General features: G+C 68.7%; 14 protein-coding genes. 2 read left to right on the top strand and 12 right to left on the bottom strand.

Going from position 1 to position 17,619, the window contains the following annotated elements; all coding sequences use genetic code 11:
- Positions 1–46: 46 nt before the first annotated feature.
- Genes upp through FE811_RS05570 form a run of 5 tightly spaced genes read right to left on the bottom strand, consistent with a single transcriptional unit; the run spans position 47 to position 4,506 of the window.
- Complete coding sequence (gene upp / locus FE811_RS05590) at positions 47–682, bottom strand: uracil phosphoribosyltransferase (RefSeq protein ID WP_036751358.1); 636 nt, start codon at positions 680–682, stop codon at positions 47–49.
- Positions 679–1,647 (bottom strand): adenosine deaminase, encoded by a 969-nt coding sequence (locus FE811_RS05585; RefSeq protein WP_036751359.1) that lies wholly within the window; start codon positions 1,645–1,647, stop codon positions 679–681. The genes upp and FE811_RS05585 overlap by 4 nt, the downstream gene beginning before the upstream one ends.
- A complete protein-coding gene (locus tag FE811_RS05580) occupies positions 1,644–2,828 on the bottom strand; it encodes a phosphopentomutase (RefSeq protein ID WP_116222948.1) in 1,185 nt (394 codons plus the stop codon). Before FE811_RS05580 ends, FE811_RS05585 begins: the two co-directional genes overlap by 4 nt.
- Positions 2,825–4,114: a thymidine phosphorylase gene (locus tag FE811_RS05575; RefSeq protein ID WP_116222949.1), complete on the bottom strand. Its 1,290-nt coding sequence runs from the start codon at positions 4,112–4,114 to the stop codon at positions 2,825–2,827. The genes FE811_RS05580 and FE811_RS05575 overlap by 4 nt, the downstream gene beginning before the upstream one ends.
- Positions 4,111–4,506, bottom strand: a complete 396-nt coding sequence (locus FE811_RS05570) for a cytidine deaminase (protein WP_036751365.1) — start codon at positions 4,504–4,506, stop codon at positions 4,111–4,113. Before FE811_RS05570 ends, FE811_RS05575 begins: the two co-directional genes overlap by 4 nt.
- Positions 4,507–4,679: 173 nt before the next feature.
- On the opposite strand from FE811_RS05570, the gene FE811_RS05565 reads away from it, so the two are divergent.
- Both FE811_RS05565 and FE811_RS05560 read left to right on the top strand, forming a co-directional pair.
- Entirely contained in the window at positions 4,680–6,959 is a 2,280-nt protein-coding gene (locus tag FE811_RS05565) for an NADP-dependent malic enzyme (protein ID WP_116222950.1), read from the top strand.
- 242 nt (positions 6,960–7,201) lie between these two features.
- A complete protein-coding gene (locus FE811_RS05560; RefSeq protein ID WP_116222951.1) occupies positions 7,202–9,106 on the top strand; it encodes a propionyl-CoA synthetase in 1,905 nt (634 codons plus the stop codon).
- Positions 9,107–9,252: 146 nt separating this feature from the next.
- Here the strand turns inward: FE811_RS05560 and aroA are convergent, their stop codons facing one another.
- From aroA to FE811_RS05525, 7 genes are read right to left on the bottom strand one after another with little or no spacing between them, the layout of a single operon-like run.
- Complete coding sequence (gene aroA, locus FE811_RS05555) at positions 9,253–10,584, bottom strand: 3-phosphoshikimate 1-carboxyvinyltransferase (protein WP_116223276.1); 1,332 nt, start codon at positions 10,582–10,584, stop codon at positions 9,253–9,255.
- Between the two features lie 57 nt (positions 10,585–10,641).
- A complete protein-coding gene (locus tag FE811_RS05550) occupies positions 10,642–11,343 on the bottom strand; it encodes a tRNA (guanosine(46)-N(7))-methyltransferase TrmB (protein ID WP_116222952.1) in 702 nt (233 codons plus the stop codon).
- A 20-nt stretch (positions 11,344–11,363) separates the two neighbouring features.
- Complete coding sequence (locus FE811_RS05545; protein ID WP_072460967.1) at positions 11,364–13,040, bottom strand: ribonuclease J; 1,677 nt, start codon at positions 13,038–13,040, stop codon at positions 11,364–11,366.
- A complete protein-coding gene (locus FE811_RS05540) occupies positions 13,033–13,812 on the bottom strand; it encodes a type III pantothenate kinase (RefSeq protein ID WP_036751375.1) in 780 nt (259 codons plus the stop codon). Before FE811_RS05540 ends, FE811_RS05545 begins: the two co-directional genes overlap by 8 nt.
- A 5-nt stretch (positions 13,813–13,817) precedes the next feature.
- Positions 13,818–14,576 carry a biotin--[acetyl-CoA-carboxylase] ligase gene (locus FE811_RS05535; protein ID WP_116222953.1) on the bottom strand — a complete coding sequence of 253 codons (759 nt, stop codon included), beginning with the start codon at positions 14,574–14,576 and terminating at the stop codon, positions 13,818–13,820.
- Positions 14,569–16,068, bottom strand: coding sequence for an NADH-quinone oxidoreductase subunit NuoN (gene nuoN / locus FE811_RS05530; RefSeq protein ID WP_114534816.1), 1,500 nt, complete (start codon positions 16,066–16,068; stop codon positions 14,569–14,571). Before nuoN ends, FE811_RS05535 begins: the two co-directional genes overlap by 8 nt.
- Positions 16,069–16,077: 9 nt before the next feature.
- A complete protein-coding gene (locus FE811_RS05525; RefSeq protein WP_036751381.1) occupies positions 16,078–17,619 on the bottom strand; it encodes an NADH-quinone oxidoreductase subunit M in 1,542 nt (513 codons plus the stop codon).

Here is a 17,619-nt window from a genome sequence, read left to right as displayed (position 1 = left end):
TGACCCGGTGATAGGCCGAAAGCCCTGAAGGCCGGTTAACGCGGCCTCATTTCGTGCCGAACATGCGGTCGCCGGCATCGCCCAGGCCGGGCACGATATAGCCATGCTCGTCCAGCCGCTCGTCCAGCGCCGCGGTCACGATCGGCACGTCGGGATGGGCCTCGCGCATCCGCGCCACCCCCTCGGGCGAGGCGAGCAGGCACAGGAAGCGCAGGTTGCGCGCCCCCGCCGCCTTGAGCAGGTCGATGGCCGCGACCGAGGAATTGCCCGTCGCCAGCATCGGATCGACGACGATGGTCATGCGTGCGTCCAGCGCGCTGGGAACCTTGGAATAATACTGCACCGGCTGCAGCGTCTCGGGGTCGCGGTAAAGCCCGATGAAGCCCACGCGCGCGGCCGGAATCAGCTCAAGGATGCCGTCGAGCAGCCCATTGCCGGCCCGCAGGATCGAGATCAGCGCCAGTTTCTTGCCTTCCAGCGTCGGCGCCTGCATCTCGCAAAGCGGGGTCTCGATGCGGATGGTGGTCATCTCCAGCTCGCGCGTGACCTCATAGGCCAGAAGCAGGCTGATCTCGCGCAGCAGGCGGCGGAAACCGGCGGTCGAGGTGGTCCTGTCGCGCATGAGCGTCAGCTTGTGCTGCACCAGCGGGTGATCGACGACGGTCAGATGCGCTTGGGTCATGTCAGTTCCTTTCGCAGGCGGGTTCGGGTGGTCTGGTCGCAGAAAGCCGCGTCGACGGCCCAGAGGTTCATCTGGCGGAACTCGGCCTCGGCCCAACCAAAGGCATCGGCAAGCCGCTGATATTCCTGCGACAGCGTGGTGTGGAAGAACGGCGGATCGTCGGTCGAGACGGTGACGCGCACGCCCGCGTCGGCAAGCCGGGCGATGGGATGGGCGGCCCAGTCCCGCACCAGCCCCAGCGCGACGTTCGAGCCGGGGCAAACCTCCAGCGTGATCCCACGTTCGGCCAGGTCGCGCAGCAGCGCCGCGTCCTCGACGGCGCGGATGCCGTGGCCGATGCGGGTGACGCCCAGGGCCAGCGCATCGCGGATGGATTGCGGCCCCCGCCATTCGCCGGCATGGGCGGTCAGGCCCAGCCCGGCCTCGCGCGCGCAATCGAAGGCCCAGGCGAAATCGCCAAGCTCGCCCACGTCCTCGGCCCCGGCAATGCCGAGGCCCGCGACCCAGCCGCCCGAGGTCTCGGCGGCGCAGATCGCGGTCTTGCGGGCGCGCTCGGGGCCGAAATGGCGGATGCAGGTCAGCACGGCGCGGCTGGCGATGCCGTCGCGCTCGGCCTGGGCCGCGGCCTCCTCCATGGCGGCCAGGTAGTCGCGCCATGCGGCAAGATCCGCGCCGCCGCAGAACTCGGGCGAGACGAATAGCTCGACATAGATCGCGCCCTGCTCGACGCATTCCGCCAGCACCTCGGACAGCAGCCGCGCATAGTCCCGCGGCGTCGCCAGGACCGAGGTCGCGGCTTCATAGACGCGCAGGAAATCCCTGAAATCGCGATACGCATAGGCGCCGCGCTCGTCGAAGATGCCGGCGATGTCGCGGTGCTTTTCGGCCGCAAGCGCGCGGATGAAGCCGGGGGGCGCCGCGCCCTCCAGATGCAGGTGCAGCTCGATCTTCTTCAGCGATTTCACAGGAACGACCTCCCCGGCCCGACCGGCGGCAGGCCCAGATGCGCGGCGACCGAGGCGGCGATGTCGGCGAAACCCACCTGGCCGATTTCGCGCACGCCACAACCCCAGCCCAGCACCGGCGCGCGCTCGCGGGTGTGGTCGGTGCCGTGCCAGGTCGGGTCGTTGCCGTGGTCGGCGGTAAAGATCGCCAGATCCCCCGGCCGCAGCCGCGCCATCAGCGCACCGGCCACCCCGTCGAACCATTCCAGCGCCGCCGCATAGCCCGCCACGTCGCGGCGATGGCCATAAAGGCTGTCGAACTCGACGAAATTGGCGAAGGTCAGGCTGCCCGGTTCGGCCTGATCCGCCAAGGCCAGCAGATGGCCGGCCAGGTCGGCGTCCGACCGGCCCTTGTGCAGGGCCGAAATGCCGCGATGCGAGAAGATGTCGCCGATCTTGCCCACCGCATGGGTCGCCCGCCCCGCCTCCTGCGCCACGTCCAGCAGCGTCGGGCCCGGCGGGGCGATGGCATAGTCGCGGCGGTTCGGGGTGCGGGCGAAACTGCCCTCGGCGCCCAGGAAGGGCCGGGCGATGACCCGGCCCACGCGCATCGGGTGGACCATGGCGGCCACATCCTGACAAAGCCGATAAAGCCGGTCGAGGCCGAAGGCGTCCTCATGCGCAGCGATCTGCAACACGCTGTCGGCCGAGGTATAGCAGATCGGCCAGCCGCTGCGCAGATGCTCGGCCCCCAGCCGGGCGATGATCTCGGTCCCCGAGGCATGTTCGTTGCCCAGGATGCCCCCGGTTCCCGCGGCCTGGGCGATGCGCTGGGTCAGATCGGCCGGAAAGGCCGGGCGGGTGTCGGGGAAATAATGCCAGTCCCAGGGCACCGGCACGCCCGCGATCTCCCAATGGCCCGAGGGGGTGTCCTTGCCGCGCGAAACCTCGGTCGCCGCACCCCACAGCCCCTGCGGCCGGGCGCCGAGGCCCGGTGCCGCCTCGCCACTGGCCAGCCGGATCGCGGCGCCAAGGCCAAGCGCGTCCAGATGCGGCATGATGAGCGGCCGCGCCTGGGCGATATGGGCCAGCGTGTTCGCGCCGGTGTCGGGCAGGCCGTCGTTGAAATAGGCGCCCGCGTCGGGCGCGCCGCCGATGCCGACCGAATCCATCACGATCAGGAAGGCGCGTCTGTCGGTCATGTTACCTCGCTGCGGATCAACGGCCCCGGCTCCGGGCCATCGCCCAGCAGATAGGCGGCCGCGACGGTGGCGGCCGCCGCATCGGCCGCCGCCTCCGAGGCGGCATGGACCAGCGCCAGCGGCCGCCCCTCGCCCGCCTCTTCGCCGATGCGCAGCATCTGCGCAAGCCCCACGCGCGGGTCGATCCGGTCGCGGGCATGCAGCCGCCCGCCGCCAAGCGCGACCACGGCATGACCCAGCGCCTCGGTGTCGATGGCGGCGACGCGGCCATGGCCGGGCACGGCGCGGATCACCGGCGCGGACGGCAGGTGGCGGTCGGGATGCTCCAGCAAGTCGGCCGGCCCGCCCTGGGCCGCGACCATGCGGGCGAAACGCTCGGCCGCGGCGCCGCTTTCCAGCGCCTGCAGGGCCCCCGTCAGCCCGACCAGCTCCAGGCAGGCCGAGGAGAGCGCCAGCGACAGGTCGCGCAGCGCGCCCTGCCCGCCGGTCAGCACGGCGATGGCCTCGCGCAGTTCCAGCGCATTGCCGGCGGCGCGGGCCAGGGGCTGGTCCATGTCGGTGACATAGGCGCGGGTGCGGCAGCCGGCGCCGGTCGCGGTATCGACCAGCGCGCGCGCCAGGGCCAGCGCGGCATCGGGGCCGCGCAGAAAGGCGCCGCTGCCCTGCTTGACGTCCAGCACCAGCGCATCAAGCCCCGCCGCCAGCTTCTTGGACAGGATCGAGGCGGTGATCAGGTCGATCGAGCCTACCGTCGCGCTTTCGTCGCGGATCGCGTAAAGCCGCGCATCGGCCGGCGCAAGCTCGCGCCCCGCCGCGACGATGGCGCAGCCGACCTGCCCGGTGACGCGGCGGAACTCGGCCTCGGGCAGCGCGGTGCGGAAACCGGGGATCGCCTCGAGCTTGTCCAGCGTGCCGCCGGTATGGCCCAGCCCGCGCCCCGAGATCATCGGCACATAGGCGCCGCAACAGGCCACCAGCGGCGCAAGGACCAGGCTGACCGTATCGCCGATGCCGCCGGTCGAATGCTTGTCCACCACCGGCCCCGGCAGATCCCAGCGCAACACATCGCCGGAATCGCGCATGGCGCGGGTCAGCGCCACCCGGCCCGCCTCGTCCAGCCCGCGCAGCAGCACCGCCATGGCAAAGGCCGCGGCCTGCGCGTCGCTGACCGAACCGTCGGCCAGGCCGCGCGCGATCAGCGCGGCCCCCGCCGCGTGCAGCCCGCGCCCGTCGCGCACGGCAGCGATCACCGGACGCGGATCGGGGCGGGGATCGGCAGGGCTCATTCGGTGCCCGACATGTGGCTGATGCCGAAACGGCCGGGCAGCAGCTCGCCGATGGTGGTGGCCAGTTCGTCGCCGCGGGTCGTGGCCAGCAGCACCGGCGTCTCGGGGCGGCCGAACTCGGCCAGCTTCTGCCGGCAGCCGCCGCAGGGCGGCACCGGGCCTTGCGAGTCGGCGATGACGGCAACCTCGACGATCTCGGTCTCGCCCGCGGCGACCATGGCGGCGATGGCGCCTGCCTCGGCGCAAGTGCCCTCGGGATAGGCCACGTTCTCGACGTTGCAGCCGGCATAGATCCGCCCCGAGGCGCCGCGCACCGCCGCCCCGACCTTGAAGTTGGAATAGGGCGCATAGGCCCTTTCGCGCACCTCGCGCGCCGCATCCAGAAGCGCCATAGCCCCCACCTTTCGCCTGCCCGTCCGACCGGATCAGGAGTTTGCGCGCGCGCCCCGCACGATGCAAGAGCGGCGCAAGAGCGGCGCATCCCCGCCCGCTTCCGCGATGCCCCCTGTTCCCCGGCAAAAAAATAGTTTAACGCTGAACCATCTTGAGAGGAGAGGGTCTGGCGATGGAAGAACGCAGGCAGGACAACGCCCGGCAGGCGGCACTGGATTATCACGAGTATCCGCGCCCCGGTAAGCTCGAGGTCCGGGCGACCAAGCCCCTTGCCAACGGTCGCGACCTGAGCCGCGCCTATTCGCCCGGCGTGGCAGAAGCCTGCCTGGAGATCAAGGCCGACCCCGCCACGGCCGCCCGCTATACCGCGCGCGGCAACCTTGTCGCCGTGGTCTCGAACGGCACCGCCGTGCTGGGACTGGGCAATATCGGCGCGCTGGCCTCGAAGCCGGTGATGGAGGGCAAGGCGGTCCTGTTCAAGAAATTCGCCAATATCGACTGCTTCGACCTGGAGCTGAACGAGCCCGACCCCGAGAAGCTGGCCGAGATCGTCTGCGCGCTGGAGCCGACCTTCGGCGCGATCAACCTGGAAGACATCAAGGCCCCCGACTGCTTCATCGTCGAGAAGCTGTGCCGCGAGCGGATGAACATCCCGGTCTTCCACGACGACCAGCACGGCACCGCCATCGTCGTCGGCGCCGCCGCGACCAACGCCCTGCACATCGCCCACAAGCGTTTCGAGGACATCAAGGTGGTCTCGACCGGCGGCGGCGCGGCCGGCATCGCCTGCCTCAACATGCTGCTGAAGCTGGGCGTCAAGCGCGAGAACGTCTGGCTTTGCGACATCGCCGGCCTGGTCCATGAGGGCCGGACCGAAGAGATGACGCCGCAAAAGGCGGAATATGCGCAAAAGACCGACCTGCGCACGCTGGACCAGGTGATCGAGGGCGCAGACCTGTTCCTGGGCCTGTCCGGCCCCGGCGTGCTGAAGCCCGAGATGGTGGCCCGGATGGCCAAGCGGCCGATCATCTTTGCGCTGGCCAACCCCACGCCCGAAATCCTGCCCGAGGATGCCCGCGCCGTCGCCCCCGAGGCGATCATCGCCACCGGGCGCAGCGACTATCCGAACCAGGTCAACAACGTCCTGTGCTTCCCCTTCATCTTCCGCGGCGCGCTGGACGTGGGCGCGACCACGATCAACGACGAGATGCAGCTGGCCTGCATCGAGGGCATCGCCGCGCTGGCCCGCGCCACCACCAGCGCCGAGGCGGCGATGGCCTATCGCGGCGAGAAGCTGAGCTTCGGCGCGGATTACCTGATCCCCAAGCCCTTCGACCCGCGGCTGATCGGCGTCGTCTCGACCGCCGTCGCCCGCGCCGCGATGGAGACCGGCGTCGCCACCCGGCCGCTGGAGGACGTCGCCGCCTACAAGCGCAAGCTGGACGGCTCGGTCTTCCGCTCGGCGCTGATCATGCGCCCGGTCTTCGAGGCGGCCGCCACCGCCAAGCGCCGCATCGTCTTTGCCGAGGGCGAGGACGAGCGGGTGCTGCGCGCAGCAAACGCCATGCTCGAGGAAACCACCGACGCGCCGATCCTGATCGGCCGCCCCGAGGTGATCGAGATGCGCGCCGAGCGCGCCGGCCTGCCGATCCGCCCCGGCCGCGACTTCGAGATCGTGAACCCGGAAAACGACCCGCGCTATCGCGACTACTGGGGCACCTATCACGAGCTGATGGCCCGGCGCGGCGTGACGCCGGACATCGCCCGCGCCATCATGCGCACCAACACCACCGCCATCGGCGCCGTCATGGTGCATCGGGGCGAAGCAGACAGCCTGATCTGCGGCACCTTTGGCCAATACAGCTGGCACCTGAACTATATCACCCAGATCCTGGCCCGCGACGGGCTGCGCCCGCATGGCGCGCTGTCGCTGATGATCCTCGAGGACGGGCCGCTGTTCATCGCCGACACCCAGGTCAACCACGCCCCCACCCCCGAACAGGTGGCCGAGGCCGCCATCGGCGCCGCCCGCCATGTCCGCCGCTTCGGCGTGACGCCCAAGGTCGCGCTGTGCAGCCATTCGCAATTCGGCAACCTCGACACCGAGTCGGGGCGCAAGATGCGCGCCGCGCTGGCGATCCTCGAGGCGCGCGGCGTCGATTTCATCTTCGACGGCGAGATGCATGTCGATTCCGCGCTCGACCCCGCGATCCGCGAACGCCTGCTGCCGCGCTCGCGCATCGAGGGGGCGGCGAACGCGCTGGTGTTCTCGGGCACCGACTCGGCCTCGGGGGTGCGCAACGCGCTCAAGCTCAAGGCCAACGGGCTGGAGGTCGGGCCGATCCTGATGGGCATGGGCAACCGCGCCCATATCGTCACCCCCTCGATCACCACCCGCGGGCTGCTGAACATGAGCGCCATCGCCGGCACCCCGGTCGATCATTATCGCTAGGCGCAGGCGGGCGGGGCGCGGTGATTCTGCCGCCGCCCCGCCCGGCCGGCCGGTTTTTGCAAAACGGCGCGGGTTTTTCAGCGCGCAGCAAAGTCCCGCGCCCTTTGCAAACTATTTCACGCCGCGGCGCGGCATTCTGCAAAACTTTCCGTCGCACCCCGCGACTGTGGGCGATAACATCCTTGCGCCCTGGCCTCGGGCGCGCATAACTCCGGCCCATTCATCCGGGGAGGAGTTGGTTCATGGGATATCGTGAGATCTATTCCGCCTGGCAGGCAGATCCCGAGGGTTTCTGGATGCAGGCGGCCGGGGCGATCGACTGGGAGCGCGAGCCCTCGAAGGCGCTTTTCGACGACAAGGCCCCGATCTACGAATGGTTCTCGGACGGGATGGTCAACACCTGCTGGAACGCGGTGGACCGCCATGTCCTGGCCGGCCGCGGCGACCAGGTCGCCATCCAGCACGAAAGCCCGATCACGCTGTCGTCCAAGGGCATCACCTACAAGCAATTGCAGGACCGCGTCGCCTCGCTGGCCGGCGCGCTGCGCATGCGCGGCGTCGAAAAGGGCGACCGCGTCATCATCTACATGCCGATGATCCCCGAGGCGCTGGAGGCGATGCTGGCCTGCGCCCGGCTGGGCGCCATCCATTCCGTGGTCTTCGGCGGCTTTGCGGCGAACGAGCTGGCGGTGCGCATCGACGATTGCCAGCCCAAGGCGATCATCGCCGCCTCCTGCGGGCTGGAGCCGAACCGGGTCGTCCATTACAAGCCGCTGCTCGACGCCGCCATCGACATGGCCCAGCACAAGCCCGAGTTCTGCGTGATCTTCCAGCGCGAGCAGGAGGTGGCCAAGCTGGTCGAGGGCCGCGACTTCAACTGGCACGGCTTCCAATACGGCGTGAAGCCCGCCGAATGCGTCCCGGTCGAGGGCAACCACCCGGCCTATATCCTTTATACCTCGGGAACCACCGGCCAGCCCAAGGGCGTGGTGCGCCATACCGCCGGCCATCTGGTGGCGCTGCAATGGTCGATGACCAACATCTACAACATCGCCGCCGGCGACCGTTTCTGGGCCGCCTCGGACGTGGGCTGGGTCGTCGGCCACAGCTATATCTGCTACGGGCCGCTGATCGCCGGCGCGACCACCGTGGTCTTCGAGGGCAAGCCGGTCGGCACCCCGCATCCCGGCGTCTTCTGGCGCATCATCCAGAACCACCGCATCAAGAGCTTCTTTACCGCCCCCACCGCCCTGCGCGCCATCCGCCGCGAGGATCCCGAGGGCGAATGGATCCGCCGCTACAAGCTGCACGACCTGCAAGCCCTGTTCCTGGCCGGCGAGCGCGCCGACCCCGACACGGTGAAATGGGCGCAGGAACATCTGGGCGTGCCGGTGGTCGATCACTGGTGGCAGACCGAGACCGGCTGGGCCATCGCCGCCAATCCCATCGGCATCGAGACCCTGCCGACCAAGCTCGGCAGCCCCTCGGTGCCGATGCCCGGCTATGACGTGCAGGTGCTGGACGAGGCCGGCCACCCGGTGCCCGCAAGCACGCTGGGCGCCATCGCGGTCAAGCTGCCCCTGCCGCCCGGCACGCTGCCGGGGCTGTGGAATGCCGAAAGCCGCTTTCGCAAGTCCTATCTCGACCATTTCCCCGGCTATTACGAGACCGGCGACGCCGGCTATATCGACGAGGAGGGCTATCTCTACATCATGGCGCGCACCGACGACGTGATCAACGTCGCCGGCCACCGGCTGTCGACCGGCGCCATGGAAGAGGTGCTGGCCAGCCATCCCGCCGTCGCCGAATGCGCGGTGATCGGCGTGGCTGACAGCCTCAAGGGCCAGTCGCCCGTCGGCTTCCTGTGCCTCAAGGCCGGGGTCGCGACGCCGCATGAGCAGGTGGTGCGCGAGGTGGTCAAGCTGGTGCGCGACAAGATCGGCCCGGTCGCGGCCTTCAAGTCGGCTTGCGTGGTGGACCGGCTGCCCAAGACCCGCTCGGGCAAGATCCTGCGCGCCACCATGGCCAAGATCGCCGATGGCGAGCCCTTCAAGACCCCCGCCACCATCGACGACCCGGCGATCCTGGACGAGATCCGCGAGGCGCTGGCAGGGATCGGCTATCCCGAAGCCGCCAAGGCGGGCTAGACCCCGCCCGGCGGCACTGTCGCATGGGTATTTGTGCAACGGAGAAAGACCACAGGCGGCGCCCCATCCGGCGCCGCCTGCGTTTCTTTCGTGCATAAGCATCCTCGGGGGTCCGGGGGCAGACAGCCCCCGGCTTCTGCGCGGTTTCAGTCGATCTGCGCACCGAGGCCGCGCATCAGCGGCGGGAAATCCGGGAAGGAGGTGGCGATCGGGCCGCCGTCGTCCACCGTGATCGGCTGCTCGGAGGCAAGGCCCGCGACCAGGAAGGACATGGCGATGCGGTGGTCGAGATGCGTGGCGCAGGTGGCGCCACCCGTCAGCCCGCCCTTGCCATGGACGGTCATGGTGTCCGGGGTGGTCTCGACAGCCGCGCCATTGGCGACAAGGCCGGTGGCCATGGCCTCGATCCGGTCGCTTTCCTTGACGCGCAATTCGTGGACGCCTTGCATGACGGTCGTACCCTCGGCAAAGCAGGCGATGACCGAGAGGATCGGGAATTCGTCGATCATGCTGGCGGCGCGTTCGGGCGGCACGGTCACGCCCTTCAGCGGGCCATGGCGGACGACGAGGTCGGCGACCGGCTCGCCGCCCTCTTCGCGCTGGTTCTGGAAGCTGATGTCGGCGCCCATTTCCAGCAAGGTGACATAGAGCCCGTCGCGGGTCGGGTTGCGGCTGACGCCGGGGACGCGGATCTGCGAGCCGGGCACGATCAGCGCCGCCGCCACCGGAAAGGCAGCGCTGGACGGGTCGCGCGGCACCGCCACCGGCTGCGGCTTCAGTTCCGGCCGGCCTTGCAGGGTGATGACATGGCCTTCATCCGTCGTCTCGCTGCGGATGCTGGCGCCGAAGCCCGCGAGCATGCGTTCGGTATGGTCGCGGGTCGGTTCGGATTCGACCACCACCGTCTCGCCCGGTGCGTTCAGGCCGGCCAGCAGCACCGCCGACTTGATCTGGGCGCTGGCGACCGGGGTCTTGTAGCGCACCGGCACCGGATCGGCCGCGCCCCTGATGGTCAGGGGCAGGCGCTTGCCTTCGCGGGCCGTCACCTGAGCGCCGAACAGCTCCAGCGGGTCGGTGACGCGGCCCATCGGCCGGCGCGACAGGCTGGCGTCGCCGGTAAAGGTGGCGGTGATCGGCGTCGTCGCCATGGCGCCCATGATCAGCCGCACGCCGGTGCCGGAATTGCCGCAGTCGATCACGCCCTCGGGCTCGGCGAAGCCGCCGACGCCGACGCCCATCACCCGCCATTCCCCCTCGCCCAGGCGTTCGACCTGCGCGCCGAAGGCCCGCATCGCCGAGGCCGTGTCCAGCACGTCCTGGCCCTCCAGCAGCCCGGTGATATGGGTCTCGCCCACCGCCAGCGCGCCCAGGATCAGCGCGCGGTGGCTGATCGACTTGTCGCCCGGCACCTTGGCCTCGCCGGCCAGGGGGCCCGAGCGGCGGGCGGTCATCGGCAGCGGTTCGGCGGAATGTGACATGAAGGCCCCCTGGTGCGTGTCGCGCAAGGTGATAGCGGTCACGGGCGGGGGTTGCAATCAGCCCTTGCGGCGGAAAGTGACGTAATGCGGCGCCCGCCCCTCGCGCAGGGCCTTTTGCTCATAGCGGGTGCTGGGCCAGTCGTCCCAGGGCTCAGGCCCCTCGGCGATCAGTTCGAAACCGGCCTGCGGCACCTCTTCCAGCGTCTGGCGGACGTAATCGGGGATGTCGGTCGCGACGCGGAACTCGGCGCCCGGCCGCATGACGCGGGCGAGCGGGATCAGATGCTCGGGCGTGACGAAGCGGCGGCGGTGGTGGCGCGCCTTGGGCCAGGGGTCGGGATAGTTCAGGAAAGCGCGCGAGATCGAGGCCTCGGGCAGCACGTCCATCAGGTCGCGCGCATCGCCGGGGTGCACGCTGACATTGCTGACGCCCGCCGCGCGGATCTTGCCCAGGAGCATGGCGACGCCGTTGATGAAGGGCTCGCAGCCGATGATGCCGATCTGCGGGTAGCGGGCGGCCATGTGGACCATGTGCTCGCCGCCGCCGAAGCCGACCTCCAGCCAGACCGGGCGGTCGTCGCCGAAGATTGCCGCCGGGTCGATGGGCTTGCGCTCGGGGTTGTCCTGGACGGTGATGCCGCGCGGGCGCAGGCTGCCCAGATCCTCGGACAGGTAGCCCTTTTGCGACTGGCGCAGGGTCTTGCCGTGGCGGCGGCCATAGAAATTGCGGCGCGGTGGGGTCGGGTCGAATTCGCTCATGCTTGGTCCAGCCGGTCCGGTCACTCGGCGGCGAGGCGCGAGATCACCACCGTCACCTCGGGCTTCTTGCCGATCTCCTCCATCGAGACCTGGCGGGTGATCTTGCGGATCGCCTCTTCCAGGCGGTCGTCGTCCATCACCGTGCGGTCGTCGGCGCGTTCCAGGAACTCGGCCAGCTCGCTTTCGATATTGCGGGCCAGCGGCACGCCGGCGCGGCCCAGTTCCGGCAGGCCGGACAGTTCCACCCAGGCGTCTGGCAGGGGCGTGTCGTCCTCGTCGATGATGACCGAGACCATGGCATGGCCGTTCAGCGCCATGCGGATGCGGTCGCGCACCACACCGTCCATGGCGCCGATCAGCACCGTGCCGTCCAGGTAAAGCCGGCCGGTGTCGATCTGGTCCACCACCCGCGGCACCGGGCCGGTCAGGTCCAGCATGGTGCCGTTGGTCGCCACCGCCGCGGGAATGCCGCGCGCCTGCGCCAGCTTGGCATGTTCGCGCAGGTGCATATGCTCGCCATGCATCGGGATGACGATCTGCGGCTTCAACAGATCGTGGACCGCCTCGATGTCCGGGCGGTTGGCATGGCCCGAGACGTGATAGGTGCCGTCGTCCCCGTCATAGAGGTCCACGCCCATTTCCGACAGCGCGTTCATAATGCGGATCACCCCGCGCTCGTTTCCGGGGATGGTGCGCGAGCTGAAAAGGAAGCTGTCCCCCTCTTTCAGCTCGATCCCCAGGTAGCGGCCGCGCGACAGCTGGGCGCTGGCGGCGCGACGCTCGCCCTGGCTGCCGGTCACGATCAGCATCACCTTGTCGCGCGGCAGTTCCGAGGCCTCCTCGGGGCCGATCACCGGCGGGAAATTGGTCAGGATGCCGGTCTCGACCCCGACCGTCACCATGCGGCGCATGGCGCGGCCGAGCAGGCAGATCTTGCGGCCGGCGGCAAGGCCGGCCTCGGCCAGGGTCTTGAGGCGGGCGATGTTGCTGGCGAAGGTCGTCGCCACCACCATCTGCCGCTGCGCCATGACGAAATCCAATAGCGGATTGGCCAGCACCGCCTCGGACCGGCCGGGATGGGGGGAAAAGACATTGGTGGAATCGCAGGTCAGAACCTTGACCCCCTGCCCTTCGCCCGCGATGTCGTGCCACAGGATCGGGTCGAAGGGCTCGCCCACCACCGGGGTGCCGTCCAGCTTGAAATCGCCGGTATGCACGATGCGGCCCGCCGGCGTGTCGATGATCAGCGCCGAGCTTTCCGGGATCGAATGGCTGACGGGGACAAATTGCACCCGGAAGGGACCGGCCGTCACCACCGCGGGGCGCGGGGCGTGGATATGCAGCTGGTCGACGGGCTGGCCGGCCTCTTCCAGCTTCAGCCGCGCCAGCGCGCCGGTGAAGCGGCGGCAATGCACCGGCTTTTGCAGCTTGGGCCACAGCAGGCCAAGCGCGCCGACGTGATCCTCGTGCCCATGGGTGATGAAGATGGCGTCGATGCGGTCGCGGTTCTGCTCTAGCCAGGCGACATCGGCCATGATCAGGTCGATGCCCGGCGCAGAATCCATGTCGCCGAAGGTCACGCCCAGGTCGACGACGATCAGCCGCTCGCGCCCCGGCTGGCCGTAGCCGTAGACATAGGCGTTCATGCCGATTTCGCCCGCGCCGCCCAGCGGCAGATAGATCAGGCGCTCAGCCATTGCCCATCTCCTTGTTGTAATCATGGATCAGGCGCAGGCCGTGCATGGTCAAATCGTCCTCGATCGCGTCGAACAAATCAAATCCCTGGTCGAACAGCGGTGCAAGCCCGCCCGTTGCTATAACCTTCATCGGCCGCCCGCGTTCCTCGCGGATCTTGTCCACCACGCCCTGCACCAGACCGATATAGCCCCAGTAGATGCCGGACTGGATGCAGGCCACCGTATTGGTGCCGATCACCTTGGGCGGCATGGTCACATCGACATGCGGCAGGCTGGCCGCGCCCATGTGCAGCGCCTCGAGCGACAGGTTCACCCCCGGCGCGATGACGCCGCCCACATAGGCGCCGTCGGTATCCACCACGTCGAAGGTCGTCGCGGTGCCGAAATCGACCACGATCAGGTCCGGCCCGTGCCGCTCATAGGCGCCCCAGGTGTTCACCAGCCGGTCGGGGCCGACCACGGTGCCGAAATCCACCCGCGGCGCCACCGGCAGCAGGCAGTCCGGCTTGCCGACCACCAGCGGACGGGTGTCGAAATAGCGGTTGCACAGCACGCGCAGGTTGAACACCACCCGCGGCGCGGTCGAGCTGATGATGCAGGCGTCGATGTTCAGTTCCAGCTTCTGCAGGGAAATCAGCGTGGACAGCCAGACGAAATATTCGTCCGCCGTGCGGCGGTGGTCGGTCGAGATGCGCCAGAGGCCGACGAATTTCTCGCCGTCCCAGACGGAAAAGACCGTGTTGGTGTTGCCGGTGTCGATGCAAAGCAGCATGGCGATCAGCCTCCGAAATAGACTTCGGCGGCGGGGATGACCTGCCGCCCCGCCGGACCGCGCAGGACCAGCGCGCCGCTGTCGTCGATGCCCTCGAAGATGCCGCGGCTTTCGGTCGCGCCGGTGCGGGCGATGATCGGCTCGCCCAGCCGGGCGGCGCGGGCCAGCCAGGCGTTGCGGATCGGGGCGAAGCCATAGGCGTCGAGCTGCGCCTGCCAGCGCGCGAAGGCCGGGGCCAGCAGGTCCAGGAATTCCTCGGGATCGACGGCGTGGCCGGTCTCGCCCTGCACGGAAACCGGCGGGGTCGCGCCGGGTTCGACCGCGCCGGCATCGGGCGCCGCCGCCAGGTTGACGCCGATGCCCACGGCCACCGCCTGCACCCCCGGACCCGAGCCCGAGCTTTCCAGCAGGATGCCCGCCACCTTGCCGCCGTTCAGCAGCACGTCGTTGGGCCATTTGATCGCCAGCCGCGCGGCCGGCCCGCAGGCCAGGCCAAGCGCATCGTAAAGCGCCAGCGCCGCGACGAAGGACAGCTGCGCCGCCGCCATCGGCCCGCCCTGCGGGCGCAGGACCAGCGTGCCGGCGAAATTCCCCGCCGGCATGACCCATTCGCGCCCGCGACGGCCACGGCCCGCGAATTGCTCGCGGGCCATCACCCAGGCGGGACCGGAAAGACCGGGCGCCAGCTTCAGCGCCTCGGCATTGGTGCTGTCGGTGCGGGCCAGCACATGGCGGGCCACGCCCTCGGGCCAGGCGTCACTCACCTTGCGCGGGCTCGGCTTGCAGGGTCTCGGCGGGCTGTTCGACAGCGGCGACCGGGCCGACCAGGGTCTCGGCGGCACGGCCGGCGGCGGCATCGACGCCGAACATGCTGATCGCGCCCACCAGCATGGCCAGGGCCGGCAGCATCAGCGCCAGGTATTGCACCGCGCCCATGCGCGAACTCATCCCCTCGGATTCGCCGCCGAAATACATGTAATAGACGATGCGCAGGTAATAGAAGGCGCCGATGACCGAGGCGATAACGCCCAGCACCGCCAGCCAGCCCATGCCGGCATCGACCGCCGCCGTCAGCACGCCGAACTTGGCAAAGAAGCCCAGCGTCGGCGGCACGCCCGCCAGGCTGAACATCAGCACCAGCATGGCCAGCGCCTTAACCGGATCGGTCCAGGCGAAACGGTTCAGCGAAGCGAGGTCGGTGACCGGCACGCCGTCGCGCTCCATCGACAGGATGAAGGCGAAGGTGCCGATGTTCATCACCGCATAGATGGTCATGTAAAGCAGCATGGTCTGCACGCCGATGGCGGTGCCGGCGGCCAGGCCGACCAAGGCAAAGCCCATATGCGCGATCGAGGAATAGGCCATCAGCCGCTTGATGTTGGTCTGGCCGATCCCGGCGATCGAGCCCAGGAACATCGACATCACCGCCAGCGCCGCGACGATCTGGCTCCAGTCGCCGATGACATGGCCGAAGGCGTCGAAGACCAGCCGCGCGATCAGCGCCATGGCCGCGACCTTGGGCGCGGTGGCGAAGAAGGCCGTCACCGGCGTGGGCGAACCCTCGTAGACATCGGGCGTCCACATGTGGAAGGGCACGGCCGAGACCTTGAAGCTCAGGCCGACCAGCATGAACACCAGCCCGAACAGCACGCCCAGGGACAGATGCCCGCCCTGGATGGTCGAGACGATGCCCTCGAACCCGGTGGTGCCGGCAAAGCCGTAGACCAGCGAGGCGCCATAGAGCAGCAGGCCCGAGGAAAGCGAGCCGAGGACGAAATACTTCAGCCCCGCCTCGGACGAGCGCACCGAGTCGCGGCGCATGGCGGCGACGACGTAAAGCGCCAGCGATTGCAGCTCCAGCCCCATGTAGAGCGTCAAGAGGTCGCCGGCCGAGACCATGAACATCATGCCCAGCACCGCCAGCGCCACGATGATCGGGAACTCGAAGCGCAGCATGTTGCGGCGCTGCATGTAATCGGCGCTCATCGCCAGCACGGCGGCGGCGGCAACCAGCGTCACCACCTTGGCAAAGCGCGAGAAGCCGTCGTCGATGAACATGCCGTGGAAGGCGGTGCCGTCGGCATGGCTGCCCAGGCCCACCATCGCCGCGACAAGCAGGAAGGCCGCGACCGTGACCCAAAGCAGCGTCCGGGCCAGCCTGTCCTTGCCGAGATAGGCCCCCGCCATCAGGGCGGCAAGGGCGTATCCGGCCAGCACCACCTCGGGCAGAATGGTCGAGAAATCGAGCGAGGTCATGTCCGTCCCCTAGTGGCTGGCTTGGGCCGTGGCGACGGGTGCCGCCGGCTGGCTCTGGTTGTAGTCTTGGACGAGCGCTGCGACCGCCGGGCCGGTCACGTCGGTGACGAACCGCGGATAGACGCCCAGGATCAGCGTCATCGCGATCAGCGGAATGAACACCCAGCGCTCGCGCGGGGTCATGTCGGTGATCGACTTGAGGCTTTCCTTGATCAGCTGGCCCAGCGTCACCCGGCGATAAAGCCAGAGCGCATAGGCCGCCGACAGGATCACCCCCGAGGTCGCGACCAGCGCCACCCAGGTGTCGACGCGGAAGACGCCCATCAGCGTCAGGAACTCGCCCACGAAACCCGAGGTGCCGGGCAGGCCCACGTTCGCCATGGTGAAGAACATGAACACCGCCGCATAGGCCGGCATCCGGTTCACCAGCCCGCCATAGGCGTCGATTTCCCGCGTGTGCATGCGGTCGTAGATCACGCCGACGCACAGGAACAGCGCGCCCGAGATGAAGCCGTGCGACAGCATCTGGAAGATCGCGCCGTCGACGCCGATCTGGTTTGCGGCAAAGACGCCCATGGTCACGTAGCCCATGTGGGCGACCGAGGAATAGGCGATGACCTTCTTCATGTCCGACTGCGCCAGCGCCACCAGCGAGGTGTAGACGATGGCGATGGCCGACAGCCAGAAGACATAGGGCTGGGCCACGCCGCTGGCGACCGGGAACATCGGCAGGCTGAAGCGCAGGAAGCCGTAGCCGCCCATCTTCAGCAGCACCGCGGCCAGCAGGACCGAGCCGGCGGTCGGCGCCTGCACGTGCGCGTCGGGCAGCCAGGTATGGACCGGCCACATCGGCATCTTGACCGCGAAGCTGGCAAAGAAGGCCAGGAACAGCAGCATCTGCATGCCGCCGACCACGGTCATGCCCAGCAGGCGGAAGTTGTCCGACGGGAAGTCGAAGGTCAGCAGCGTCGGGATGTCGGTGGTGCCCGCCATGCGATACATGGCGATCATCGCGACCAGCATCAGCACCGAGCCGAGGAAGGTGTAGAGGAAGAACTTGAAGGACGCATAGATGCGGTCCTTGCCGCCCCAGATGCCGATGATCAGGAACATCGGGATCAGCCCCGCCTCGAAGAACAGGTAGAACAGCACCAGGTCGAGCGCGGTGAAGACGCCGATCATCAGCCCTTCAAGGACCAGGAAGGCGATCATGTATTCCTTGACCTTGTCCTCGACCTGCCAGGTCGAAAGGATGGTCAGCGGCATCATGAAGGTGGTCAGCAGCACGAACAGCACCGAGATCCCGTCCACGCCCATCTTGTAGCGCAGGCCCATGATCCAGGCGTGATCCTCGACGAACTGGAAGCCGGTGTTCGCCGGGTCGAAGCGGAACAGCACGAAAAGCGAGATCACGAAGGTCGCCGTCGTGGTCAGCAGCGCCAGCCACTTGGCGTTGCGCGCCGCGGCCTCGTCCTGGCCGCGCAGGAACAGCGCCATGATGATGGCGGCGACGATCGGCAGGAAGGTGATGATGGAAAGAAGGTTCGTCAT

The organism is Paracoccus sp. FO-3, from assembly GCF_006386455.1.
GTDB lineage: Bacteria > Pseudomonadota > Alphaproteobacteria > Rhodobacterales > Rhodobacteraceae > Paracoccus > Paracoccus versutus.
This window is presented reverse-complemented; position numbering and strand designations above follow the sequence as displayed.